Below are 21,308 nucleotides of genomic sequence, written 5' to 3' on the forward strand. Positions count from 1 at the left end.
CTGCGGCGAGGCGACGGTGTGGGACGCCAGGGCCAGGCCCGGCAACTCGTCACGGAGGTTCTCCATGATCCGCGTGTACGGCACGGAGGCGCCCAACTGGACGGTGTCCCGGCCGATGTGCCATTCCCGGAGCTCGGCGATACGGCCGAGGTCCAGGAGGTGTTCGGGGCGGCGGTGGTCGAAGTTGATCTCGACCATCACATCGGTGCCACCGGCGATCGGTACTGCCGTGGGGTGCTCGGCCTTCGCGGCGAGCGCCTCCGCCCAGTCGGCGGGGCGAAGAAATTCCATGAGCGGCTCTCCTGGTCGGTCTTCTGGGGTGGTTCGTGGCGAGTCGTTCGTCCGGGCGCTGCCCCGAGTGAGGGGCCCGAAGTCGCTGTCGGCCGCACGCGGAGAAGTAGACAGCGCGATGACCGGGGCGAGGCAGTCACCGATCGCTCAGAAGCGCCTTCTCCGCCGCCTGTGGACGACCGTGCTTTCCCACCGTCTCAACGCGGTGAACTGCGGTGATTCCCGCCCGACATGCAGCGCCGCATGAGAGAGTGGCGCTCATGCGGCTACGCGAACTCCTGGGCATCGAGGAGCTGGGACTGCTCCTCCTCGTGGGCCCGGACGCCGACGACGGCGTCCTCGACCGAGCCATACGCGCCGTTCCGACCATCGACCTGGCCGACCCCGGCCGCTTCCTCACCGGCGGCGAACTCGTCCTCACCGGGCTCGCCTGGTGGCAGGAGGACGGAGACGCCGAGCCTTTCGTACGCATCCTCGACCGCGCGGGCGTCACGGCCCTCGCCGCCGGCGAGGTGGAACACGGGTGCGTACCGGACGACGTCGTACGCGCCTGCCGGCGCCACGGCCTTCCCCTCATCGCCGTACGGCCGGAGACGTCGTTCGGCGCCATCACCGAACACGTCCTGCGCCGTGTGCAGCACCGGCCCGGCGGCGACCTCGCCTCCGTGGTCGAACGCCACCGCCGGCTCCTCACCGACCAGGGCGCCCCGGACGCCGTACTGGAGCTCCTGCGCAGCAGCCTCGGCCTCGACGTGCGGGTGCTGTCCGCGACCGGGCGTCAGATCGCCGGGGCGCACCCCGCGCTGCGGCCCAAGACGGCGGTGGCGCTGGCCTCCCGGTACCTCGCGGCACGCCGCGCACACGAGGCGGCGCCCCACCGGGTCACGCTCGGCGACCGGCTCTACTCGCTCGTGCCGGTACGCGACACCGCGACACTGTCGACACCGTCGGCGGTATCGGCGGCGTCGGCGGCATCGGCAGCGGCAGCGGCCGCCGGGGGGCACGCCGCCGAGCTGGGTGACTGGCTGCTCGTCGTGGACGCCGACACGTCACGGTGGCCCGCGGCGGACGCTGAACTCCTCGACCGGATCGTCGAACTGGTCGCCGACGCGCGCTCCGTACACGACCAGGAGAAGGCGGTGCTCAGCGACCTCGCCCGCCGCATCCTCGACCTCCTGTACAGCGACGTCCCACCCGACGAGTGGCCCATCCGGCTGCGCAGCACCGCGCACTGCGTCGTCACCCGGCGCGACCGCTGGCAGCGCAGCCAGTTCGTGGTGGCCGAGGGGCAGTGGGACGCGGTCCGCCCCATTCCCGCCGCCGCCCTGCGCGTCCTGCTGGAGGAGGCCCTGATCCACGAGGACGGCCCGGTGCTGGTACCGCCGGAGGACGTCGCCGGAACCGTCGACGGCGAACAGGCCGTCCTCCTCGTACGGTTGCCCGAGCGCCCGGGCGCGGCGCCCGACCCGGTCCTCGACTGCGCCGCCCTGCAGCGCAAACTCACCGCGGTGCTCACCCGCTGGCTCGGCCCCGCGGGCAGCGTCTCCCTCGGCGTCAGCTCTCCGGTGCCCGCCCCCGGGAACGCCCGCCGCGCGCTCGAGCAGGCCCGTACCGCACTGCGGGTCGCCGCCGACGGCCCGGACCGCGTGACCGTACGCGGCCCCGACGACCTCACCTCGCACATCCTGTCGCTGCTGCCCCTCATCCCGGCCGAGACGCGGCACGCCTTCGCCACCCGACTCCTCGGCCCGCTGCGCGACCACGACAGCCGCCACCGCACGGACCTGCTGCCCACGCTGGAGGCGTTCCTCGACTGCGACGCGTCCTGGACCCGATGCGCCGCCCGCCTGCGCCTGCACGTCAACTCGCTGCGCCACCGCATCGCCCGCATCGAGCACCTCACCGGCCGCGATCTGGCCCGGCTGGAGACGAGGCTGGACTTCCTCGCGGCGCTGAGGGCGGGCTGAGTGGCCACCGATGGGACGCGAGACGAGTCGCCCGGCTCGTCCGCGCCCGGCCCCGACCGCGGCCTTGAGCTCGGTGGTCCGGGTCCAACTGACGGACCACGGGGCGCAGATGACACGGTTGTGCCTGGACGGATCATGCCAGGCGATCTCTCTGTCGGCGCGCCCCGTCCGACGGCAGTATCGGTGTCGCCGGGGAACACCGGCAGTCACGACCCGTCACTTAGCGAATAAGGGATTCCGCATGCTTCGCGCCGCCGTCGCCGCCACCGTCACCGCTGCCGCCCTCGCCCTCGTCGCTCTGGGCGGTACGACCGCCGCCGCGGAGCAGCAGACCGGTCCGGTCCTCGCGACCACCGCCTCCATCAACTCCACCGGCTCCACGACCAACAACGAGCCGATCTGGGGCTGACGCCCCCGCCCTCTCGCCGTGACGGCCCAAGGCCACCGCACCCGCTGCCCGGGTGCGGTGGCCTTGGCCGTTGCGGGACGGCCGCGCGGCACCTGGATGACGCACCGCGTCGACCGCGGGGGTCAGGAACAAGGAGGACTCAGGGTCGCCACCGCTACACAACAGTGCCGGCAAGGAGCCGGGGTCCGTGGGACTTCTCGGCAACGCCTGCCACTTGATCGCGCTGACCAACTCCCATGCCTCACCTGCCATCTGCCACTCACAGCGGCCAAGCAGCCAGCAAATCGCCGGGGCCGTAGGCCGCGTCGAGACCTGGGCAGTCGACTCCACTGCGCGAGACCGCCACGACTGGAACAGGTTCGCCGGTAAGGGCGGCCCGGTGTCGATGAAGAGCGGCCAGGTCGTGCCGGTCGAAGGGCGACCGCTCCAGCCACTTGATGGAGCCGACGAAGAGCAGCTCCTTGGCGATGGCGGCGCGGTCCGCCCCGACGATGTCGATCTCAACGTCGTTGGTGCGGGTCCAGTAGCCGCCGACTGCAGGCGCTGCGGGGAGTCGGTCGTCGGGCAGTATCCGGGCGAGCGCCTCTCGGATGAGCGGCTCGATCGCCCGGCCGCGCCAACTGGTCCAGTTCTCCCGGACCCGCGCCAGGGTCAGATCGCCCCGCCCTCGCTCGATCTCCTCCATGGATGGGCCGAGCAAGTGCAGCCAAAACCGCAGGTAGGGATCTGTCACCCGGTAGCGGCGATCCTTCGACGGACGCAGCGATACGGGCAGCTCCGCAGCGACGATCCGCTTGTCCGTAAGCAGCTCCAGCGCTCGCTGCAGGGGCGTGGCCCCGATTCCGCCGGCCGCACGGGCGATGTTGGTGAAGGTCCGCTCGCCACTTCCAATGGCCGCCAGCACCGTACGTGCCTGGGCCTGCGGGGGGAATTCGGCAGCCAGCGAGCGCTCGGCCGACACCAGCAGGGCGGAGACCGGATCACTCAGCGCCTCGCCGAGGAAGTCCCACAGTCCCTCCCCTCTCGGCCACTCGGCGCAGATCAGCGGCAGCCCGCCGGTGACCAGCGCGGCGTCGAAGGCTTCCGCCGGTTCCAGCCCGAGCATCCTCCCTACCTCAGCGGGGTTCAGCGGCCCGAGCACCATCTCCCGGCCGCGCTGATGGAAGGGGCGTCCATAGCTGTTCAGAGCCTCCATCATCGACAGATCGGAGCCGATGAGGACCAGCAGCACCGGCTTGACCTCCAGCACCCGGTCCCAGGCCCGTTGCAGCATCCCCTCAAAGGCGCCGCCGGCGTCCATCAGGTACGGCACCTCATCGATGACCAGCACGCTCGCCCGGTCGGCGGGCAGCGCCGCAGCCAGCACATCGAAAGCGGCGTCCCAGCTCTCCGGCCGTGCGGCGGCCACCAGCCCCGCCAACGGCAACGTCGACGCTTGGGCGTCCCGGGCCAGCCGCGCCAGATCATCCCTGGGGGACGCACCGGTCGCCGCGTAGAACAAGAACGGGGCCCCGGAGCGCTCCGCAAACCGCTCGACCAGTCGCGACTTGCCCACCCGGCGCCGCCCACGCAACATCACGCACCGACCGGGCCGCTCCCCACCAACCCCTGCCGCCACCTTCTGCAGCTCTCGCTCCAACGTCGCCAGCTCCTGCCGACGGCCTACGAAATCCACCACGACCTGTCGACCTCCACGCACGGCACTAACGATAATGTTAGTAACATAGAGGTTAGTAAACCGCCTCGCCAGTTGTTACTCAGGGCCCGCTAGCGTTCCTGCTCCCGGGTGCCGTTGCAGCTGTGCCGCGCCCTCCCCTACAGGAGTCGTGTTCGTCATAGCCGAGGTGGTTGGCGATCTCGCCCTGGAGCGGACACCACCAGGCGACAAGGGGTACCTCGGCAAAGTCGAGCGCGGGGGAGCGCTCCGCGTCCCCGAACTGGCCCGGCGATGCGACGCCTTCCTCGGCGCGAACGGCGAGTTACAGCGCCTGGCCGTCCGCCCCGAAACCGACTCGGGAACCACCGACACCCCCGCCGCTTCGAACTTCTGGCCCGTCGGGCGCCGGGCGGTCCTCGCGGCCGGTACGGGGACGCTGATCGACCTCGGCCTGAAACTCGGCGCTCAGGCGTCCTCTGCCGCCGACCCCCTCCTTGATCCGGGATCGACGCGGGCGAGGGCGCGTTCACGCCGCGGACGGCGGAGAGCGGCACGGGGCGCACCTCGGGCACGGGGACCTCACCGGCATCCCAGCATGATCCCAGCGCGGCAGGGATGAGCAGGGGTGATGACGCGTGACCTCGGACCGGCTTTCCCAGCACGATCCCAGCACGGGAAAGGTCAGGGGCCCGACTCGGAAGAGTCGGGCCCCTTCTGACCTGCATGCCTGTCAGGTCAGTGACGTGGTGTTGATGCAGCGGCTCACACGTTGAAGCGGAACTCCACCACGTCGCCGTCCTGCATCACGTACTCCTTGCCCTCCATGCGGGCCTTGCCCGCCGCGCGGGCCTCGGCGACCGAGCCCGTGGCGACCAGGTCGTCGAAGGAGATGACCTCGGCCTTGATGAAGCCCTTCTGGAAGTCGGTGTGGATCACACCGGCCGCCTCGGGGGCCGTCGCGCCCTTCTTGATGGTCCAGGCGCGGGACTCCTTCGGGCCCGCCGTGAGGTAGGTCTGGAGGCCCAGGGTGGTGAAGCCGACGCGGGCCAGGGTCGCCAGGCCGGGCTCCTCGGCGCCGACGGACTGGAGGAGCTCCATGGCGTCCTCCTCGTCGAGCTCGGCGAGGTCCGCCTCCAGCTTGGCGTTGAGGAAGATCGCCTCGGCCGGGGCCACCAGGGCGCGCTGCTCCTCCTTGAAGGCCTCGTCGACCAGCTCGTCCTCGTCGACGTTGAAGACGTACAGGAACGGCTTGGTGGTGAGGAGGTGCAGGTCGTGGAGGAGCTCGGCCTTCTCGGAGCCCTGGACGATGCCGTGCGAGAAGAGCGTGTCGCCCTTCTCCAGGATCTCCTTGGCCGCCTCGACCGCCGCCACCTTGGGGGCGACGTCCTTCTTGATCCGGGACTCCTTCTGGAGGCGCGGCAGGACCTTCTCGATCGTCTGGAGGTCGGCGAGGATCAGCTCGGTGTTGATCGTCTCGATGTCGTCCTTCGGCGAGACCTTGCCGTCGACGTGGACGACGTTCTCGTCCTTGAAGGCGCGGATGACCTGGCAGATCGCGTCGGACTCGCGGATGTTCGCCAGGAACTTGTTGCCCAGGCCCTCGCCCTCGCTCGCGCCGCGCACGATGCCCGCGATGTCGACGAAGTCGACGGTCGCCGGGAGGACCCGCTGCGAGCTGAAGATCTCGGCGAGCTTGGTGAGGCGGGCGTCCGGGACACCGACGACGCCGACGTTGGGCTCGATGGTGGCGAACGGGTAGTTGGCCGCCAGCACGTCGTTCTTGGTCAGGGCGTTGAACAGGGTCGACTTGCCGACATTCGGCAGGCCGACGATTCCGATCGTGAGCGACACGTTGGCGACTTCCCTAGAAGTGTGGATGGTGGGCCGACCCCCCAGTTTACGGGCGTGCCGAGGCGGGCAGCGACGGCCGGCGGGGGCGTCGCCCGGGCGAACTCTCGGCCAAGGTCGTATAAACGGCGTGTCCGATGCCGGATTCCCGCCCGCTCGCGACCTACGTTGTCCACGTGGAGCAGCAACGGAACAGTCCCCCTCGGCGCCGGCAGCGGCCGCGCCAGCGCCCCCCGGTCGCCCCGCCGCCCCAGGGTGCGCTCGTCGAGGGGCCTCCCCGCCCAGTGGTACGGCGGGGCCCACGGCCCGGTCCCGGTGCCCGGCCGGAGCGGCCGCGCGGCGGGCCGGTGCGCCGCCCCCGGCCCCGGCCGGTGCCGCCCCTCGTCCTCGCGCTGCGGCGGCTGCCCCGGCCACGGCTGACCGGCCTCGGCGCGGGGCTGTTCGCCGCCGGGGCCATGTTCGTCGTCGGCTGTCTGGACTGGCTGCTGTTCGGCGGCTCGCCGCTGGTGTACGGGCTCCTCTTCCTGCCCGTCAGCGCGCTCACCGCGCTGTGGGTACGGGAGGCCGACCTGGTCACGGCGCCGATCAGCGTGCCCATCGCCTTCGCCGTCGGCGTCGTACCGATCGCGGGCGGCGTCGGGGGGGTCGGCGGCCGGACCATGGCCGTGGTCACCGCGCTCGCCGTCCACGCCGGGTGGCTGTACGGCGGCACGCTGGTCGCGGGCCTCATCACCTGCGTACGCAAGGTGCGCGAGATGGGCCGGCGCCAGCGCGCCGCGGCCGCCGCGCGCATGGCGCAGCGCCGCACCACGCCGTAGAGCGGCACCACGCCGCAGCGCCGCACCACGCCGGAGCGCCAGGCCGCGACGGGCGCCCTCCCGGGTGGTGGCGAGCCGGCTCCCGGGACCTCTCCGCGGCGGACGCGGGCGACGCCGGGCCCGGCGAGGACCTTCCCCGCCGGGCCCTCCTGCGTCTCAGCGCTGTGCGGCCGCCATCGCCGCGCCGACGATGCCCGCGTTGTTCTGCAGCTGCGCGGGAACCAGCTCCGCCCGGACGTGCTCGATCAGCGGCAGGAACTTCTCCGCCTTGCGGCTCACGCCGCCGCCCAGGATGAAGAGCTCCGGTGAGAAGAGCATCTCCACGTGCGCCAGGTACTTCTGCACCCGGTGCGCCCACTCCTCCCAGCTCAGGTCCTTGTCGTCCTTCACCTTCGTGGAGGCGCGCTTCTCCGCCTCGTGGCCGTCCAGCTCCAGGTGGCCCAGTTCCGTGTTGGGCACCAGGTGCCCGTCCGTGAAGACCGCGCTGCCGATGCCCGTGCCGAGGGTCAGCACGATCACCGTGCCCTTGCGGCCGCGCCCGGCCCCGAAGGTCATCTCGGCGAGGCCGGCCGCGTCGGCGTCGTTGAGCACCGTCACGGGCGGGGAGCCGTCCAGCCGCTCCCGGATGAGGGCCGCCGCGTCGACGCCGATCCAGCTCTTGTCGACGTTCGCCGCCGTACGGATCGTCGAGCCGGTGACGACGCCGGGGAAGGTGACGCCGACCGGGCCCGACCACCCGAAGTGGGCGACCACCTCGGCGACGCAGCCCGCGACACCGTCGGGTGTCGCGGGCTGCGGGGTCAGTACTTTGTGGCGGGCCTCGGTCAGATCGCCGCGCTCCAGATCCACGGGAGCGCCCTTGATCCCGGACCCGCCGATGTCCACTCCGAAGACGTTCATGGACTCAACGTTACGGGGCGGCACCGACACGTCACGAATCACCGCTTCTCGGCGCGGGCCTCCGCCTCGGCCACCAGCGCCGCCGCCTCGGCGCGCAGGTCGCGCCGCAGTTCCTTCGGCAGCGAGAAGGTGATCGACTCCTCGGCCGCCTTCACGATCTCGACGTCCGCGAAGCCGCGCTGCGCCAGCCACTCCAGTACGCCCTCGACCAGGACGTCCGGGACGGACGCGCCCGAGGTGACGCCGACCGTCGCGACGCCCTCCAGCCAGGCCTCGTCGATCTCGTCGGCGAAGTCCACCAGGTGGGCGTCCTTCGCACCCGCGCCCAGGGCCACCTCTACGAGGCGGACGGAGTTGGAGGAGTTCTTCGAGCCGACGACGATGACCAGGTCCGCCTCGGCGCCCATCTGCTTCACGGCGAGCTGGCGGTTCTGCGTCGCGTAGCAGATGTCGTCGCTCGGCGGGGAGACGAGCAGCGGGAACTTCTCCTTCAGGGCGTCCACCGTCTCCATCGTCTCGTCGACGGAGAGGGTGGTCTGGGAGAGCCAGACGACCTTCGACGGGTCGCGGACCTCGACCTTCTCGACGTCGCCCGGGCCGTCGACCAGCGTGATGTGGTCGGGCGCCTCGCCGGACGTGCCGATGACCTCCTCGTGGCCCTCGTGGCCGATCAGGAGGATGTCGAAGTCCTCCTGCGCGTACCGGATGGCCTCCTTGTGGACCTTGGTCACCAGCGGGCAGGTCGCGTCGATGGTGGCGAGCCGGCCGGCCGCCGCCTCCTCGTGGACGACGGGGGCCACGCCGTGCGCCGAGAACATCACGATCGAGCCGGGCGGGACCTCCTCCGTCTTCTCGACGAAGACGGCGCCCTTCTTCTCCAGCGTCTGGACCACGTACTTGTTGTGCACGATCTCGTGCCGTACGTAGATCGGCGCTCCGTACTGCTCCAGGGCCTTTTCGACGGCGATCACGGCGCGGTCCACGCCCGCGCAGTAGCCGCGGGGGGCGGCGAGGAGGACGCGGCGGGCGGCAGGCGTAGCAGCAGTCATGCGTCCCATCGTAAGGGCGCGTCGGACCGGTGCATGATCCGCCGCGTACGGAGACTGGGTGGCATGGTCGGCACCAGTACGCAGGAGGCGGAGCCGCGGCACGGCGGGGGCGGGCTGCGGCGGACGCTCGGATTCCGGGATCTCGTGGTCTACGGGCTGCTCTTCATCGCGCCCATGGCCCCGGTCGGCGTCTTCGGCACCCTGGACGCGAAGTCGGGCGGGGCGGTCGCGCTGGTCTACGTCGTGGCGACGGTCGCGATGGCGTTCACCGCGTTCAGCTACGCCCAGATGGTGCGGGTCGCCCCGCAGGCGGGATCGGTCTTCACGTACGCGCGCAAGGGCCTGGGGGAAGGGCCGGGGTTCGTCGCCGGGTGGATGGCGGCGCTCGACTACGTACTGATCCCGGCGGTCGCGTACCTCTTCGCGGGCATCGCGATGGAGGCCCTGGTGCCGTCCGTGAACCGGTGGGTGTGGACGGCACTCGCCATGGTGATCACGACGCTGCTCAACCTGTGGGGCGTACAGGCGGCCGCGCGCGTGGGCTTCGCGGTGCTGGCGCTGGAGATCGCGGTGCTGGGCGTCTTCGTGGTGGCGGCGGTGGTGGTGCTCGTACGGGACGGGGCGCGGCGCGGCTGGCTGTCGCCGCTGACAGGGGACGCGGGGTTCTCGATGGCGGCGGTGCTGGGGGCGGTGTCCGTGGCGGTGCTGTCGTACCTGGGTTTCGACGCGATCGCGTCGTTCGCGGAGGAGGCGAGCGGGGGCTCGCGGAAGGTGGCACGCGCGGTGCTGTTCTGCCTGGCCCTGGCGGGCGTGCTGTTCGTGGCGCAGACGTATCTGGTGGCGCTGCTGGAGCCGGTGCCGTCGGCGCGGCTGGCGGCGGAGCCCGGGCGGCAGGGGTCGGCGTTCTACGACGCCGTGCAGGCGTCGGTGGGCGGCTGGCTGCACGACCTGGTGGCGACGAGCAAGGCGATCGGGGCGGCCTTCGCGGCGCTCGCGGGGCAGGCGGCGGCGGGCCGGCTGCTGTTCGCGATGGCGCGCGACCGGCGCCTGCCGCAGGTGCTGGCGCGTACGGACGGCGGGGTGCCGCGGGTGGCGCTGGCGGTGGCGGCCGTGGTCACGCTGGTGGCGGCGGTGTGGGCGGCGCGGCGGGACGACGGGATGGACCACCTGGTGTCGGTGGTGGACATCGGGGCGCTGACGGCGTTCGTGCTGCTGCACGCCAGCGTGGTGGGCTGGTTCGCGGTACGCAGGGGCGGTACGGGGCGGCCGCCGCACTGGCTGAAACACGTCGTCCTGCCGGTGGTCGGCGGGGCGATCCTGGTGGCGGTGATCGCGGAGGCGGCGACGTCGGCGCTGGTGGTGGGGGTGTTGTGGCTGGCGGTGGGGCTGGTGGTGCTGGCGGTGCAGTGGGGGCGGCGGGACAGGGCGGCGTAGGGGGCGGCGGCCCCGGGGTCCTCTCGGGACCGGGGTCGCCCCCGGGGCGGGGGCCGGAAGCGCCCCCGGGCCCGAGGGCCGGGGTCGCCCCGGCCCCCGGGTCCACCCGTTCAGCTTGCGGGCGCGTACGGCAGGAGCCCCGCGTCGATCCGCTCCCACCGGGCCCGCAGGTCGGCCAGGAGCGCGGGCTCGGCGGCCGCCCTGTCCGCCTGTTCACGCTGGTCCGACGGGAGGTGGAACAGCCGGTCCCGGCCGTCCTTGCCGCGGTGGTACTTCCAGTCGCCCCGCCGCAGCGCCCGCTCGCCGCGTACGCGCCAGAACAGCGACCGTTCCGGCAGGTCGTGCCCGTGCAGGAGGTGGCCGGCGAGGCTCGTCCCGTCCAGGGGGTACGCGGGGTGGGGGCGGGCACCCGCGACGTCCAGCAGGGTGGCCGTCCAGTCCGGTGAGAAGACCGGCTCGTCGGTGACCTGGTGCGGATCGATACGGGCCGGCCAGCGCACGAGGGTGGGCACGCGGATGCCGCCCTCCTGGAGGGAGCCCTTGGTGCCGGACAGCGGCCAGGTGTAGGAGAAGCGCTCCCCGCCGTTGTCGCTGGCGAAGACGACGAGGGTGTCCCGCTCCTGTCCGGAGCGCCGGAGCGCGTCGAGGACCGTGCCTACGGAGCGGTCGAGGTCCTCCACCATCTGCGCGTACTTCTCGACCGAGCCGCCGTCCGCGTGCCACAGGGCCCGGGTGTCCCCGGACCGGATGCGCCGCACGAGGTCCGCGCTCGCCTCGGTGTCGCCGTCGGCGATCCAGGGCCAGTGGGGGGTGGTGTAGTTCAGGTTGAGCAGCCAGGGCCGGTCGTGGTCCGGCCGCAGGACGTACTCGGTGGCCCGCTCCGTCAGGATGCGGGTGTAGTAGCGCAGGTCCTTGTACTGCGCGTCCCCTTCGTAGAGGTCGTACTCACCGCCGAGGCCCAGCTTGGAGTAGTACTCCAGGGCACCGCCGAAGTTCCCGAAGAACTCCTCCCAGCCGGAGCGGACGGGGCTGTAGTCGGGCAGGTAGCCGCAGTGCCACTTGCCGATGAGGGCGGTGCGGTACCCGGCGGCGCGCAGCAGGGACGCCAGCGTCGGGTGGGTCGGCTCCAGGCCCTGGGACCTGTCCGCGATGGGCTCGGCGAGGCCGCCCTTCGTACGCCCCGGGTAGCGGCCCGTGTAGAGGCTGAAGCGGGTCGGCGAGCAGGTGGACGATCCGGCGTACGCGTGGGTGAAGCGCAGCCCCTGGGCGGCCAGCCGGTCCAGGTGCGGGGTCCTGATGTGCCGGGCGCCGTACGACGACAGGTCGGCCCAGCCGAGGTCGTCGCCCAGGATGAAGAGGATGTTGGGGCGCGGGGAGCGCCTCCCGGCAGCGGCGCGGAAGGGCCGCTCGCGCGTGTGCTCCGCTCCCGCGGCCTCACCCGCGGTCGGGCCGACGACGGTGGCGGCCGCTGCGACGGCTGCGGCGGCGCCGAGGGCGCGGCGGGACAGGCTCGGGCGGCCGGGTGAAAGGGAGGGCGAGGGGGAGGGCGAGGGCGTGGGTGAGGACGTCATGGGGTCTCCAGACACGGCGGTGCGTCCGCAGCGCATGGCAGGACGCTGCGGCGCACGGCGAGGGACAGCCCCGGGAAGGGCTGGAAAAGGTGAGAGGAAGGATTCAGCGCGCCGTCAGCGGGGCGGCCGCCTCATACCGGCGGCAGGCGAAGGGTGGGACGGCGGTGCGTCAGGCGCGCACGAGGGCGCGGCGACAGATGGCGCTCGCGACACGGACCAGGTCGACGTGGCGGCGCTCCACGAGCGTGACCGCGAGGTCACGGGAAGCCTGCATGGGGCAAGAGCTTCACGGAAGGACGATGTACCTGTCAACGCCGGATCGGATCGCGGACGGCCCGCGGGGCCGTGGCGGTGTCGGTGCGGGCGCGTACGCTCGCTCGCATGGGTCTGAATACGTCTGCCGAAGCTCCGCTGCCCGTCGGTGAGGTGTCGCGGCTCATCGGAGGGTGGATCGACCGGCTCGGCGCCGTGTGGGTGGAGGGGCAGATCACGCAGTTGTCGCGACGGCCGGGCGCGGGGGTCGTGTTCATGACCCTGCGCGACCCGTCGTACGACATCTCCGTGAGCGTGACCTGCTACCGGCAGGTGTTCGACGCGGTCGCGGATGTCGTCGCCGAGGGCGCGCGGGTCGTCGTGCACGCGAAGCCGGAGTGGTACGCGCCGCGGGGGCAGCTGTCGCTGCGGGCCGCGGAGATAAGGCCCGTCGGGATCGGGGAGCTGCTCGCGCGGCTGGAGATGCTGAAGCGGTCGCTGGGGGCGGAGGGGCTGTTCGCGGCGGAGCGGAAGAAGCCGCTGCCGTTCCTGCCGCAGCTGATCGGGCTGGTGTGCGGCCGGGCCTCGGCGGCCGAGCGGGACGTGCTGGAGGTCGCGCGGCGGCGCTGGCCGGCGGTCCGCTTCGAGGTGCGGAACGTCGCCGTGCAGGGCGTGCACGCGGTGCCGCAGGTCGTCCAGGCGGTCCGCGAGCTGGACGAGCTGCCGGACGTCGACGTGATCGTCGTCGCGCGCGGCGGCGGCAGCGTGGAGGACCTGCTGCCGTTCTCCGACGAGCAGCTCGTACGGGCGGTCGCCGCGTGCCGTACGCCGGTGGTGTCGGCGATCGGGCACGAGCCGGACTCGCCGCTGCTGGACCTGGTCGCGGACCTGCGCGCGTCCACGCCGACGGACGCCGCCAAGAAGGTCGTGCCGGACGTCGGCGAGGAGCTGGAGCGCGTGCGCTCGCTGCGGGAGCGGGCCCTGCGGACGGTGCGGGGCCTGCTCGACCGCGAGGAGCGGGGCCTGGCGCACGCGCTGCACCGGCCGGTGATGGAGCACCCCCAGCGGATGGTGGACGAGCGGGAGGCGGAGGTCGACGCCCTGGTCGCGCGCAGCCGCCGGGTGCTCGGGCACCTGCTGGACCGGGCCGACTCCGAGCTGTCGCACACCCGCGCGCGCGTGGTGGCGCTTTCGCCGGCGGCGACCCTGGAGCGGGGGTACGCCGTGCTCCAGCGCGCGGACGGCGCGGTGGTGCGCTCGCCGGAGGAGGTCGCGCCGGAGGAGGAGCTGCGGGCGCGGGTGGCGGAGGGCGAGTTCGCCGTGCGCGTGACCGCCGACGGTGTCGTACCCCGCCCTTAGGGTGGTGCGCATGGCAGCCAACACGACGGACACGGACACCGGCACGGGCCCCGGCGCGGACTCGGGAGCCGGCGCGGGCGCGGGCGCGGGCGCGACCGAGGCGGCGATCGGTTACGAGCAGGCGCGCGACGAGCTGATCGAGGTCGTACGCCGCCTGGAGGCGGGCGGCACGACGCTCGAGGAGTCGCTGGCGCTGTGGGAGCGGGGCGAGGAGCTGGCGAAGGTGTGCCGCCACTGGCTGGAGGGCGCCCGCGCCCGCCTGGACGCGGCGCTGGCGGAGCAGCGGCCGGAGCGCGACGACCACTGAGACGGTGGCAGCGCGGCAACCACGGTGGCGGCGCGACGACCACTGAGACGGGCGGCCGGATCCGGAGAGCCGGGTGACATGGATCACCCGGACCCCGATTTAGTTGAAAGTTAATACATCTCGGGGGTACGGTCGTGACATCGCCTGCTACCCGCATCACGAAAGGCACCAGCATGTCCCTCGTTCTCGACGCCGCCGCCCAGGACCTCCTCTTCCGCGAGGCCCGGACGGCCAACACCTTCACCGACGAGCCGGTGACCGAGGAGCAGGTGCAGGCGATCTACGACCTGGTGAAGTACGGCCCCACCGCCTTCAACCAGACCCCGCTGCGCGTCGTCCTGGTCCGTTCCGCCGAGGCCCGCGAGCGCCTGGTGAAGCACATGGCCGAGGGCAACCAGGCCAAGACCGCCTCCGCCCCGCTGGTCGCGATCCTCGCCGCCGACAACGAGTTCCACGAGGAGCTCCCGCAGCTGCTGCCGCACTTCCCGCAGGCCAAGGACATGTTCTTCGCGGAGCGCCCGGTCCGCGAGCAGTCCGCCGCCCTGAACGCCGCCCTGCAGGCCGCGTACTTCATCGTCGGCGTCCGGGCCGCGGGGCTCGCCGCCGGCCCGATGACGGGCTTCGACTTCGCCGGTGTCCAGAAGGAGTTCCTGGACGGCGACCACACCCCGCTGATGGTGGTCAACATCGGCAAGCCGGGCGAGGACGCCTGGTTCCCGCGCAGCCCGCGCCTCGCCTACGACGAGGTCGTCAAGACCGTCTGAGCCGTACCGCCCCGTGGGCCCCGAGCGCCGCGCGCTCGGGGGCCCACGGGCGTTCACGCCTTCTTCGGGGTCTTCGGCGAGGTGAGCGCCGCCGCCATCTCCGCCAGCCGCTCGTACGACGCCGTGCCCGTCACCACCGTCGTGACGCCCTTCTCACGCCGCACCAGCGCGTCGTACTTCGGCCCTTCCCAGCGCTGCCACACCTCCGCGCCGACCTGCTGCGTACGGCCCGTGTCCCGCGCCTCGTGGCTCACCTCGGCGATGAACTTCTCCGGCCTCGCCGTCGACTGCTCCACCGCCACGTACTGCCGGTCCGGCGTGTCCGGCGACAGGAAGCCGAGGTGCCAGGCGTCGCCCTCCGCGCGCTCGTACGAGACCGAGGTCGGCGTCCACCCCTTGGCGAGGCCCTCGGGGGCCAGCACGGGGTACGGGGCGGCGCGCTGGGCCGTCACCAGCTCGACGCGGTAGTCCACCGGCTTGATCGGGTCCGCGTTCTCGTCGTGCGGAATGAAGAGATAGATCACGCCGGAGGCGGCCAAGATGACCGCCATCGACTGGAACATCCCGCGCACTGTCCGGTTGCCTCGCATACCTGCCACGCCCCCTATGGTCGCATCAGCGTGGCCTGCTCATACGTGGGCCCCTCTGCTCAATATGTCGACCTACCGATAGAGTCGCAGCACCCTCTTCACCACTTGCGGCCGTCGCCGTACAGAAAGGTGCGTACCGATGACCGACAATCATCTGCCGTCCGAGCTCGAGGTCTCCCCCGAGGCTCCCGACCGCAACCTCGCCCTCGAACTGGTCCGGGTCACCGAGGCCGCCGCGATGGCCGCCGGCCGCTGGGTCGGCCGCGGGGACAAGAACGGCGCCGACGGCGCGGCGGTGCGGGCCATGCGGACCCTCGTCTCCACCGTGTCGATGAACGGCGTCGTCGTCATCGGCGAGGGCGAGAAGGACGAAGCCCCGATGCTGTTCAACGGCGAGCGCATCGGCGACGGGACCGGCGCCGAGTGCGACATCGCCGTGGACCCGATCGACGGCACCACGCTCACCGCGAAGGGCATGCCCAACGCCATCGCCGTCCTGGCGGCCGCCGACCGCGGCACCATGTTCGACCCGTCCGCGGTCTTCTACATGGACAAGCTCGTCACCGGCCCGGAGGCCGCCGACTACGTCGACATCAACGCCCCGGTGTCCGTCAACATCCGCCGCGTCGCCAAGGCCAAGCACTCCTCCCCCGAGGACGTCACGGTCGTCATCCTGGACCGCCCCCGCCACGAGGGCATCATCAAGGAGATCCGCGAGACGGGCGCGCGCATCAAGTTCATCTCGGACGGCGACGTGGCCGGCTCCATCATGGCCGTACGCGAGGGCACCGGCGTCGACATGCTCATGGGCATCGGCGGCACTCCCGAGGGCATCATCAGCGCCTGCGCGATCAAGTGCCTGGGCGGTGTGATCCAGGGCAAGCTGTGGCCGAAGGACGCCGAGGAGCGGCAGCGCGCGCTCGACGCCGGCCACGACCTGGACCGCGTGCTGTCCACCAACGACCTGGTCAGCGGCGACAACGTCTTCTTCGTCGCCACCGGCATCACCGACGGCGAGCTGCTGCGCGGCGTGCGCTACCGCGCCGAGACGGCGACGACGTCGTCGCTCGTCATGCGCTCCAAGTCGGGCACGATCCGGCAGATCGACTCGACGCACCGGCTGTCGAAGCTGCGCGCGTACAGCCAGATCGACTTCGACCGGGCCAAGTAACAGCGCCCTCGCAAAGAACGAAGAGGGGCGCCCCCATGTGCGGTGGGAGCGCCCCTTCCCGTACGGGCCGGGCGGTGGCCGTCAGGACGGTGGTCGTCAGCCCGCGGCGGCGATCTGCCGGCCCGTCGAGGCCGCCGCCTTCTTGAGTTCGACCTCGCGGCGCCTGCGCCGGGCCAGCACGACGCGGCGCTCGGCCGCGGTGAGGCCGCCCCACACGCCGTACGGCTCGGGCTGGAGCAGCGCGTGCTCCCGGCACTCGACCATCACGGGGCAGCGCGCGCAGACCCGCTTGGCGGCCTCCTCGCGGGCCAGCCGGGCGGCCGTGGGCTCTTTGGACGGGGCGAAGAACAAGCCTGCTTCGTCCCGGCGGCACACCGCCTCGGTGTGCCACGGCCCGGCCTGGTCCTCTCGCGCGGGAAGGCGCGGGGCAGGGACGGCGGCGACCTGGAGGGGCTGATGCGGCAGTTGCAGCACGGTCTACTCCTGACGACGGCTTCGCGAGCGAGAGACGATGCAGCAAGGCTTACCCGTTGTGCGCGCGCCTATGCCGTGCGTGGCGTTCCGGTCCGGCAGGTGGGATTCCGGTCGGCCGAAAGCCGCCGCAGGGCAGGTCGGCCCTGAGGGACGGGCCGTCCCGGCGTCAGTGGCCGAGGTGCTTGCGCATCCGGTCGTGCAGGTCGGCGATCCGCTTGCCGCGCTTGGGGCGGACCTCGGCGCTGCCGAAGACCGCCGCGCCGTTGACGACCACGACCGGGGCCTCGGGGTCGGTGGCCTCCAGGGCGGTCACCTCGAAGGTGCCGAAGACGCCCGTGCCGCCGCCGCGCAGGGTGATGTTCTCGGGGACTCGGACCTCGACGCTGCCGAAGACGGCGACGGCGTTGAGGGTGGTGAGCCGCTGGGTGAAGATCGCCTCGCTGAGGTCGATCTCGACGGTGCCGAACAGCGAGAAGGCGTGCGTCCGGCGGCCCACGCGCCAGCGGCCCTTGCGGGTCGTGCTGGAGAAGACCGCGACCACCTTGTCGGCGGGTCCGGCGTCGTCGTCGGGGCCGTGGGCGTACGCGTACGACGGCGGGGTCGCCGGCCGGCCCGGCGGACGGGCGGCGTGCGCGGCGGGCAGGTCCCGTACGAGCGGTTCCAGCTCGCCCATGGTCTTGGCCCGGTAGACGGCGTCGATCCGCTCGGCGTGTTCCTCCGGGTCGATCCGGCCCTCGGCCAGGGCCTCCCGGAGGATGTCCGCGATCCGGTCCCGGTCGGCGTCCGAGGCCCGCAGGGCGGGCGGCTCGGCGGGCGCGGCTGCGGGCGCGGGCGCGGCCGGCTTCTGGGGCTGCTTCTCGAAGTCCACGGGACCAGCCTGCCAGACGCGATACATCGCGACCAGTCCCCGCGCACCGTGGTGCCGGCCGGGCCGCCGTGGTGCCGAGGTGCCGTACTGCCGTACTGCCGTACTGCCGTGGTGCCGAACCGGCGCAATCGACTCCGGCAACTGAGCCTTACCTCACAGGTTCGGGCGGCTCGGGGCGTTCTACGCTTGTGGGCGCGCTGCCAACGGAGGCGGCGCCACCGCCCGCCGAGTGAGGAATGGCCGTAATGCCAGAGTTTGCGTACTCCGATCTGCTCCCGCTGGGAGAGGACACCACGCCCTACCGCCTGGTGACCGCCGAGGGTGTCTCCACCTTCGAGGCCGACGGCCGTACGTTCCTCAAGGTCGAGCCGGAGGCGCTGCGCAAGCTCGCCGAAGAGGCGATCCACGACATCCAGCACTACCTGCGCCCCGCGCACCTCGCGCAGCTGCGCAAGATCATCGACGACCCGGAGGCGTCGAGCAACGACAAGTTCGTCGCGCTCGACCTCCTCAAGAACGCGAACATCGCCGCCGCCGGCGTCCTGCCCATGTGCCAGGACACGGGTACGGCCATCGTCATGGGCAAGCGCGGGCAGAACGTCCTCACCGAGGGCGAGGACGAGAAGGCCCTCTCGCGCGGCGTCTACGACGCGTACAAGAACCTGAACCTGCGCTACTCGCAGATGGCTCCGCTCACCATGTGGGAGGAGAAGAACACCGGCTCCAACCTCCCCGCCCAGATCGAGCTGTACGCGACGGACGGCGGCGCGTACAAGTTCCTGTTCATGGCGAAGGGCGGCGGCTCGGCCAACAAGTCGTTCCTCTACCAGGAGACGAAGGCGGTCCTCAACGAGGCCTCCATGATGAAGTTCCTGGAGGAGAAGATCCGCTCCCTGGGCACCGCCGCGTGCCCGCCGTACCACCTCGCCATCGTCGTCGGCGGCACCTCCGCCGAGTACGCGCTGAAGACCGCGAAGTACGCCTCCGCGCACTACCTCGACGAGCTGCCGGAAGAGGGCTCCATCCTCGGGCACGGCTTCCGCGACAAGGAGCTGGAGGAGAAGGTCTTCGAGCTGACGCAGAAGATCGGCATCGGCGCGCAGTTCGGCGGCAAGTACTTCTGCCACGACGTGCGCGTGGTCCGCCTGCCCCGGCACGGCGCGTCCTGCCCGGTCGCCATCGCCGTCTCCTGCTCGGCCGACCGCCAGGCCGTCGCCAAGATCACGGCCGAGGGCGTCTTCCTGGAGCAGTTGGAGACCGACCCGGCGCGCTTCCTGCCGGACACCACCGACGACCACCTGGACGAGGGCGACGTCGTCAAGATCGACCTCAACCAGCCGATGGACGACATCCTCGCCGAGCTGACCAAGTACCCGGTCAAGACCCGGCTCTCGCTGACCGGCCCGCTGGTCGTGGCGCGCGACATCGCGCACGCCAAGATCAAGGAGCGGCTGGACGCGGGCGAGGAGATGCCGCAGTACCTGAAGGACCACCCGGTGTACTACGCCGGTCCGGCCAAGACCCCCGAGGGGTACGCCTCCGGTTCCTTCGGCCCGACGACGGCCGGCCGCATGGACTCGTACGTGGAGCAGTTCCAGGCGGCGGGCGGCTCCAAGGTCATGCTGGCCAAGGGCAACCGCTCGAAGCAGGTCACGGACGCGTGCCACGCGCACGGCGGCTTCTACCTGGGCTCCATCGGCGGCCCGGCGGCGCGCCTCGCGCAGGACTGCATCAAGAAGGTCGAGGTCGTCGAGTACGAGGAGCTCGGCATGGAGGCGGTCTGGAAGATCGAGGTCGAGGACTTCCCGGCGTTCATCGTGGTGGACGACAAGGGCAACGACTTCTTCCAGGACCCGGCCCCGGCGCCGACGTTCACGTCGATCCCGGTGCGCGGTCCGGGCCTGGCGTAACCCCCGGATCCCGTACGGGCCCGGTCACCTCGCGGTGGCCGGGCCCGTCCGCGTCCGTAGCGGTTACGCGAACCGCTGCTTCGCCGAGCCGTCGCACGGCTGGAGCCTCAGCGGGTCCTTCGCCGCGCCCAGGGTGAGGCACAGCGAGGGGGCCGCCGCCGGGCGCAGGGTGGCGTCCTGGCGGACGAACTGCTGGTTGGCCGCGCCGGAGCAGTTCCACAGGATCAGGGCCTTGCCGGCGGTGTACGCGGCGCCGGGGACGTCCAGGCAGCGGTCGTGCGTGAGCTCCGTGCGCAGGGACTTGCGCGCCGGGTCGTACCACCAGTTCTGGTTGCGGCCGCCGTGGCAGTCCCAGCCGCCGACCGCCGTGCCGTTACGGGTGACGGAGGCGTTGACGTCCAGGCAGGTGCCGGTGGCCTCGCCCCGCAGCGGCCTGAACTTGTCGTCCCAGGCGCCCGGGATCAGCTCCGGCCTGCCCGTGGAGGCCGGGTCCGCGCAGCTCGCCTCCCGTACGCCCGCGCCCGCCTGGTAGAGCTGCGTGAGGCAGGAGGCGAAGGCGGCGTGGCCGGCGGCGTTGGGGTGGAAGGACTGGCGGACGGAGTTCTCGTCCGGCAGGCCCGGCTTGGAGAGGTCGATGTAGAGCCCGCGCGCCCAGGCGCCGTCCATGCAGACCTCGTGGCCGTGGAAGAGCCGGGAGTTGTCGAGGTAGACGGCTCCGGTATTGGCCGCGGCGCGCCGCATGCCGCGTTCGAAGGCGGGGACGGCGGTGTTGCGGCCCCAGACGGTGTCGGAGTCGTAGCCGAGACCACCGCAGGCGATCTTGGTGCTGAAGTTCGGGTTGTCGTAGAAGTCGGGGCCGATGGGGCTGGGGTAGCCCATCGCCACGAGCTTGTAGTCGCCGTCGGCGTACCCGGCGTCGCGCATCACGGTGCGCAGGTCGCGGAGGGTCTGCTCGACCTTGGGGACGAGGCCGTCCACGCGGGCCTGCCAGCCGGGCGCGTACTTGGGCTCGCAGGGGCCCTGGAGGGTCAGGTAGCGCACGACGCAGTCGGTCATCACGGGGCCGAACTGGAGGTCGTCGTTGGCGCCGGCCACCAGCAGCACCATCTTGATGCGGGTGTTGCGTGCCTTGATGGCGAGGTTGTCGCTCTGGACCAGTTCGTCGGCGTACTGCTTGCTGCCGCCGATGCGGATGTTGGCGGTGGACGCGCCGGAGCACGAGACGTTGTACGTGACGTCGGCGGGGATGCCGGTGCGGTGGATGGCCGCCTCGGGCGAGCGGTGGCACCAGTTGTCGGGTCCGTTGGTGGGCGGTTCGTACGTACCGACGCCCTCGCCGGATATCTCGCTGTCGCCGAGCGAGATGAGCCCGGTCTTGCGCTCGGCGAGCGGGCGTTCCTCGGGGCTTCCGTACAGCGCGGTGGCCTCGGCCGCGCGGATCCGTTCCAGTTCGGGCGGAAGGGGTACGGATGCGGTGGTACGAGGGGCTTGCGCCGTGGCGTTCGCGGGTGACGTGGCGGCCGTCATCCCGGCGAGCACGGCGGCGAGCGCGGCCACGGCCGCGACGGGCCCTCGCACCCGGTGACTGGTGCGCGTCATTGCGCCTCCTGGAAGTGGGGTTACCCACGGTTTTTACTGGCCGGTACGCACCTTGGGAATACGCGGAACA

General features: G+C 71.9%; 20 protein-coding genes. 9 read left to right on the forward strand and 11 right to left on the reverse strand.

The annotated features are described in order from the left end of the window. The coding region (locus AB0A69_RS27665; protein ID WP_361427621.1) for an FAD binding domain-containing protein at window positions 1-291 on the reverse strand (291 nt) is incomplete at its 3' end. A 260-nt stretch (window positions 292-551) separates the two neighbouring features. On the opposite strand from AB0A69_RS27665, the gene AB0A69_RS27670 reads away from it, so the two are divergent. Further along, complete coding sequence (locus tag AB0A69_RS27670; RefSeq protein ID WP_361427624.1) at window positions 552-2,258, forward strand: PucR family transcriptional regulator ligand-binding domain-containing protein; 1,707 nt, start codon at window positions 552-554, stop codon at window positions 2,256-2,258. 241 nt (window positions 2,259-2,499) lie between these two features. Further along, window positions 2,500-2,667, forward strand: coding sequence for a hypothetical protein (locus AB0A69_RS27675; protein ID WP_361427627.1), 168 nt, complete (start codon window positions 2,500-2,502; stop codon window positions 2,665-2,667). 259 nt (window positions 2,668-2,926) lie between these two features. Here the strand turns inward: AB0A69_RS27675 and AB0A69_RS27680 are convergent, their stop codons facing one another. Both AB0A69_RS27680 and ychF read right to left on the reverse strand, forming a co-directional pair. After that, on the reverse strand, window positions 2,927-4,345 hold the full coding sequence (locus AB0A69_RS27680) for an ATP-binding protein (RefSeq protein WP_361427630.1): 1,419 nt from the start codon (window positions 4,343-4,345) through the stop codon (window positions 2,927-2,929). Window positions 4,346-5,086: 741 nt separating this feature from the next. Beyond that, entirely contained in the window at window positions 5,087-6,175 is a 1,089-nt protein-coding gene (gene ychF / locus AB0A69_RS27685) for a redox-regulated ATPase YchF (protein WP_361427632.1), read from the reverse strand. A 173-nt stretch (window positions 6,176-6,348) separates the two neighbouring features. Here ychF and AB0A69_RS27690 point away from each other — a divergent pair, with 173 nt between their 5' ends. Further along, a complete protein-coding gene (locus tag AB0A69_RS27690) occupies window positions 6,349-6,990 on the forward strand; it encodes a DUF6542 domain-containing protein (RefSeq protein ID WP_361427634.1) in 642 nt (213 codons plus the stop codon). A 156-nt stretch (window positions 6,991-7,146) separates the two neighbouring features. On the opposite strand, the gene ppgK is transcribed toward AB0A69_RS27690, so the two are convergent. Both ppgK and AB0A69_RS27700 read right to left on the reverse strand, forming a co-directional pair. Beyond that, complete coding sequence (gene ppgK, locus AB0A69_RS27695; protein ID WP_361427637.1) at window positions 7,147-7,890, reverse strand: polyphosphate--glucose phosphotransferase; 744 nt, start codon at window positions 7,888-7,890, stop codon at window positions 7,147-7,149. A gap of 38 nt (window positions 7,891-7,928) precedes the next feature. After that, on the reverse strand, window positions 7,929-8,948 hold the full coding sequence (locus tag AB0A69_RS27700) for a 4-hydroxy-3-methylbut-2-enyl diphosphate reductase (RefSeq protein WP_361427640.1): 1,020 nt from the start codon (window positions 8,946-8,948) through the stop codon (window positions 7,929-7,931). A 54-nt stretch (window positions 8,949-9,002) separates the two neighbouring features. On the opposite strand from AB0A69_RS27700, the gene AB0A69_RS27705 reads away from it, so the two are divergent. Then, window positions 9,003-10,373 carry an APC family permease gene (locus tag AB0A69_RS27705; protein ID WP_361427643.1) on the forward strand — a complete coding sequence of 457 codons (1,371 nt, stop codon included), beginning with the start codon at window positions 9,003-9,005 and terminating at the stop codon, window positions 10,371-10,373. Between the two features lie 110 nt (window positions 10,374-10,483). Here the strand turns inward: AB0A69_RS27705 and AB0A69_RS27710 are convergent, their stop codons facing one another. Both AB0A69_RS27710 and AB0A69_RS27715 read right to left on the reverse strand, forming a co-directional pair. Then, window positions 10,484-11,944: a sulfatase-like hydrolase/transferase gene (locus tag AB0A69_RS27710; protein ID WP_361427646.1), complete on the reverse strand. Its 1,461-nt coding sequence runs from the start codon at window positions 11,942-11,944 to the stop codon at window positions 10,484-10,486. Window positions 11,945-12,113: 169 nt separating this feature from the next. Then, window positions 12,114-12,218: a putative leader peptide gene (locus AB0A69_RS27715; protein WP_361427649.1), complete on the reverse strand. Its 105-nt coding sequence runs from the start codon at window positions 12,216-12,218 to the stop codon at window positions 12,114-12,116. A gap of 107 nt (window positions 12,219-12,325) precedes the next feature. On the opposite strand from AB0A69_RS27715, the gene xseA reads away from it, so the two are divergent. From xseA to AB0A69_RS27730, 3 genes are all read left to right on the forward strand, one after another. After that, entirely contained in the window at window positions 12,326-13,555 is a 1,230-nt protein-coding gene (xseA, locus tag AB0A69_RS27720; protein ID WP_361427652.1) for an exodeoxyribonuclease VII large subunit, read from the forward strand. A gap of 10 nt (window positions 13,556-13,565) precedes the next feature. Then, on the forward strand, window positions 13,566-13,862 hold the full coding sequence (locus AB0A69_RS27725) for an exodeoxyribonuclease VII small subunit (protein ID WP_361427655.1): 297 nt from the start codon (window positions 13,566-13,568) through the stop codon (window positions 13,860-13,862). A 173-nt stretch (window positions 13,863-14,035) separates the two neighbouring features. Next, entirely contained in the window at window positions 14,036-14,626 is a 591-nt protein-coding gene (locus AB0A69_RS27730) for a malonic semialdehyde reductase (RefSeq protein WP_361427658.1), read from the forward strand. Window positions 14,627-14,679: 53 nt separating this feature from the next. Here AB0A69_RS27730 and AB0A69_RS27735 read toward each other — a convergent pair whose 3' ends face one another. Next, window positions 14,680-15,216 (reverse strand): DUF4245 domain-containing protein, encoded by a 537-nt coding sequence (locus tag AB0A69_RS27735; protein ID WP_361427961.1) that lies wholly within the window; start codon window positions 15,214-15,216, stop codon window positions 14,680-14,682. A 139-nt stretch (window positions 15,217-15,355) separates the two neighbouring features. On the opposite strand from AB0A69_RS27735, the gene glpX reads away from it, so the two are divergent. Continuing rightward, the gene (gene glpX, locus AB0A69_RS27740; protein WP_361427661.1) at window positions 15,356-16,387 is read left to right on the forward strand and encodes a class II fructose-bisphosphatase; all 1,032 of its coding nucleotides are present in this window, start codon (window positions 15,356-15,358) and stop codon (window positions 16,385-16,387) included. Between the two features lie 96 nt (window positions 16,388-16,483). On the opposite strand, the gene AB0A69_RS27745 is transcribed toward glpX, so the two are convergent. Further along, a complete protein-coding gene (locus AB0A69_RS27745) occupies window positions 16,484-16,861 on the reverse strand; it encodes a WhiB family transcriptional regulator (RefSeq protein ID WP_355359266.1) in 378 nt (125 codons plus the stop codon). A gap of 166 nt (window positions 16,862-17,027) precedes the next feature. Continuing rightward, window positions 17,028-17,729 (reverse strand): DUF1707 domain-containing protein, encoded by a 702-nt coding sequence (locus AB0A69_RS27750; protein ID WP_361427665.1) that lies wholly within the window; start codon window positions 17,727-17,729, stop codon window positions 17,028-17,030. A gap of 245 nt (window positions 17,730-17,974) precedes the next feature. Here AB0A69_RS27750 and AB0A69_RS27755 point away from each other — a divergent pair, with 245 nt between their 5' ends. Further along, entirely contained in the window at window positions 17,975-19,639 is a 1,665-nt protein-coding gene (locus tag AB0A69_RS27755) for a fumarate hydratase (RefSeq protein WP_361427668.1), read from the forward strand. A gap of 63 nt (window positions 19,640-19,702) precedes the next feature. Here AB0A69_RS27755 and AB0A69_RS27760 read toward each other — a convergent pair whose 3' ends face one another. Next, window positions 19,703-21,238 carry a ricin-type beta-trefoil lectin domain protein gene (locus AB0A69_RS27760; protein WP_361427671.1) on the reverse strand — a complete coding sequence of 512 codons (1,536 nt, stop codon included), beginning with the start codon at window positions 21,236-21,238 and terminating at the stop codon, window positions 19,703-19,705. Window positions 21,239-21,308: the final 70 nt, after the last annotated feature.

Source organism: Streptomyces sp. NPDC045431 (assembly GCF_040646655.1).
In the GTDB taxonomy this organism is placed as follows: domain Bacteria; phylum Actinomycetota; class Actinomycetes; order Streptomycetales; family Streptomycetaceae; genus Streptomyces.

Coding starts and splice junctions, on each gene's coding strand:
- AB0A69_RS27670 (WP_361427624.1), top strand. CDS start 552: ATGCGGCTACGCGAACTCCTGGGCATCGAGGAGCTGGGACTGCTCCTC.
- AB0A69_RS27675 (WP_361427627.1), top strand. CDS start 2,500: ATGCTTCGCGCCGCCGTCGCCGCCACCGTCACCGCTGCCGCCCTCGCC.
- ppgK (WP_361427637.1), bottom strand. CDS start 7,890: ATGAACGTCTTCGGAGTGGACATCGGCGGGTCCGGGATCAAGGGCGCT.
- AB0A69_RS27700 (WP_361427640.1), bottom strand. CDS start 8,948: ATGGGACGCATGACTGCTGCTACGCCTGCCGCCCGCCGCGTCCTCCTC.
- AB0A69_RS27705 (WP_361427643.1), top strand. CDS start 9,003: ATGGTCGGCACCAGTACGCAGGAGGCGGAGCCGCGGCACGGCGGGGGC.
- AB0A69_RS27710 (WP_361427646.1), bottom strand. CDS start 11,944: ATGACGTCCTCACCCACGCCCTCGCCCTCCCCCTCGCCCTCCCTTTCA.
- AB0A69_RS27715 (WP_361427649.1), bottom strand. CDS start 12,218: ATGCAGGCTTCCCGTGACCTCGCGGTCACGCTCGTGGAGCGCCGCCAC.
- xseA (WP_361427652.1), top strand. CDS start 12,326: ATGGGTCTGAATACGTCTGCCGAAGCTCCGCTGCCCGTCGGTGAGGTG.
- AB0A69_RS27725 (WP_361427655.1), top strand. CDS start 13,566: ATGGCAGCCAACACGACGGACACGGACACCGGCACGGGCCCCGGCGCG.
- AB0A69_RS27730 (WP_361427658.1), top strand. CDS start 14,036: ATGTCCCTCGTTCTCGACGCCGCCGCCCAGGACCTCCTCTTCCGCGAG.
- AB0A69_RS27735 (WP_361427961.1), bottom strand. CDS start 15,216: ATGCGAGGCAACCGGACAGTGCGCGGGATGTTCCAGTCGATGGCGGTC.
- glpX (WP_361427661.1), top strand. CDS start 15,356: ATGACCGACAATCATCTGCCGTCCGAGCTCGAGGTCTCCCCCGAGGCT.
- AB0A69_RS27755 (WP_361427668.1), top strand. CDS start 17,975: ATGCCAGAGTTTGCGTACTCCGATCTGCTCCCGCTGGGAGAGGACACC.
- AB0A69_RS27760 (WP_361427671.1), bottom strand. CDS start 21,238: ATGACGCGCACCAGTCACCGGGTGCGAGGGCCCGTCGCGGCCGTGGCC.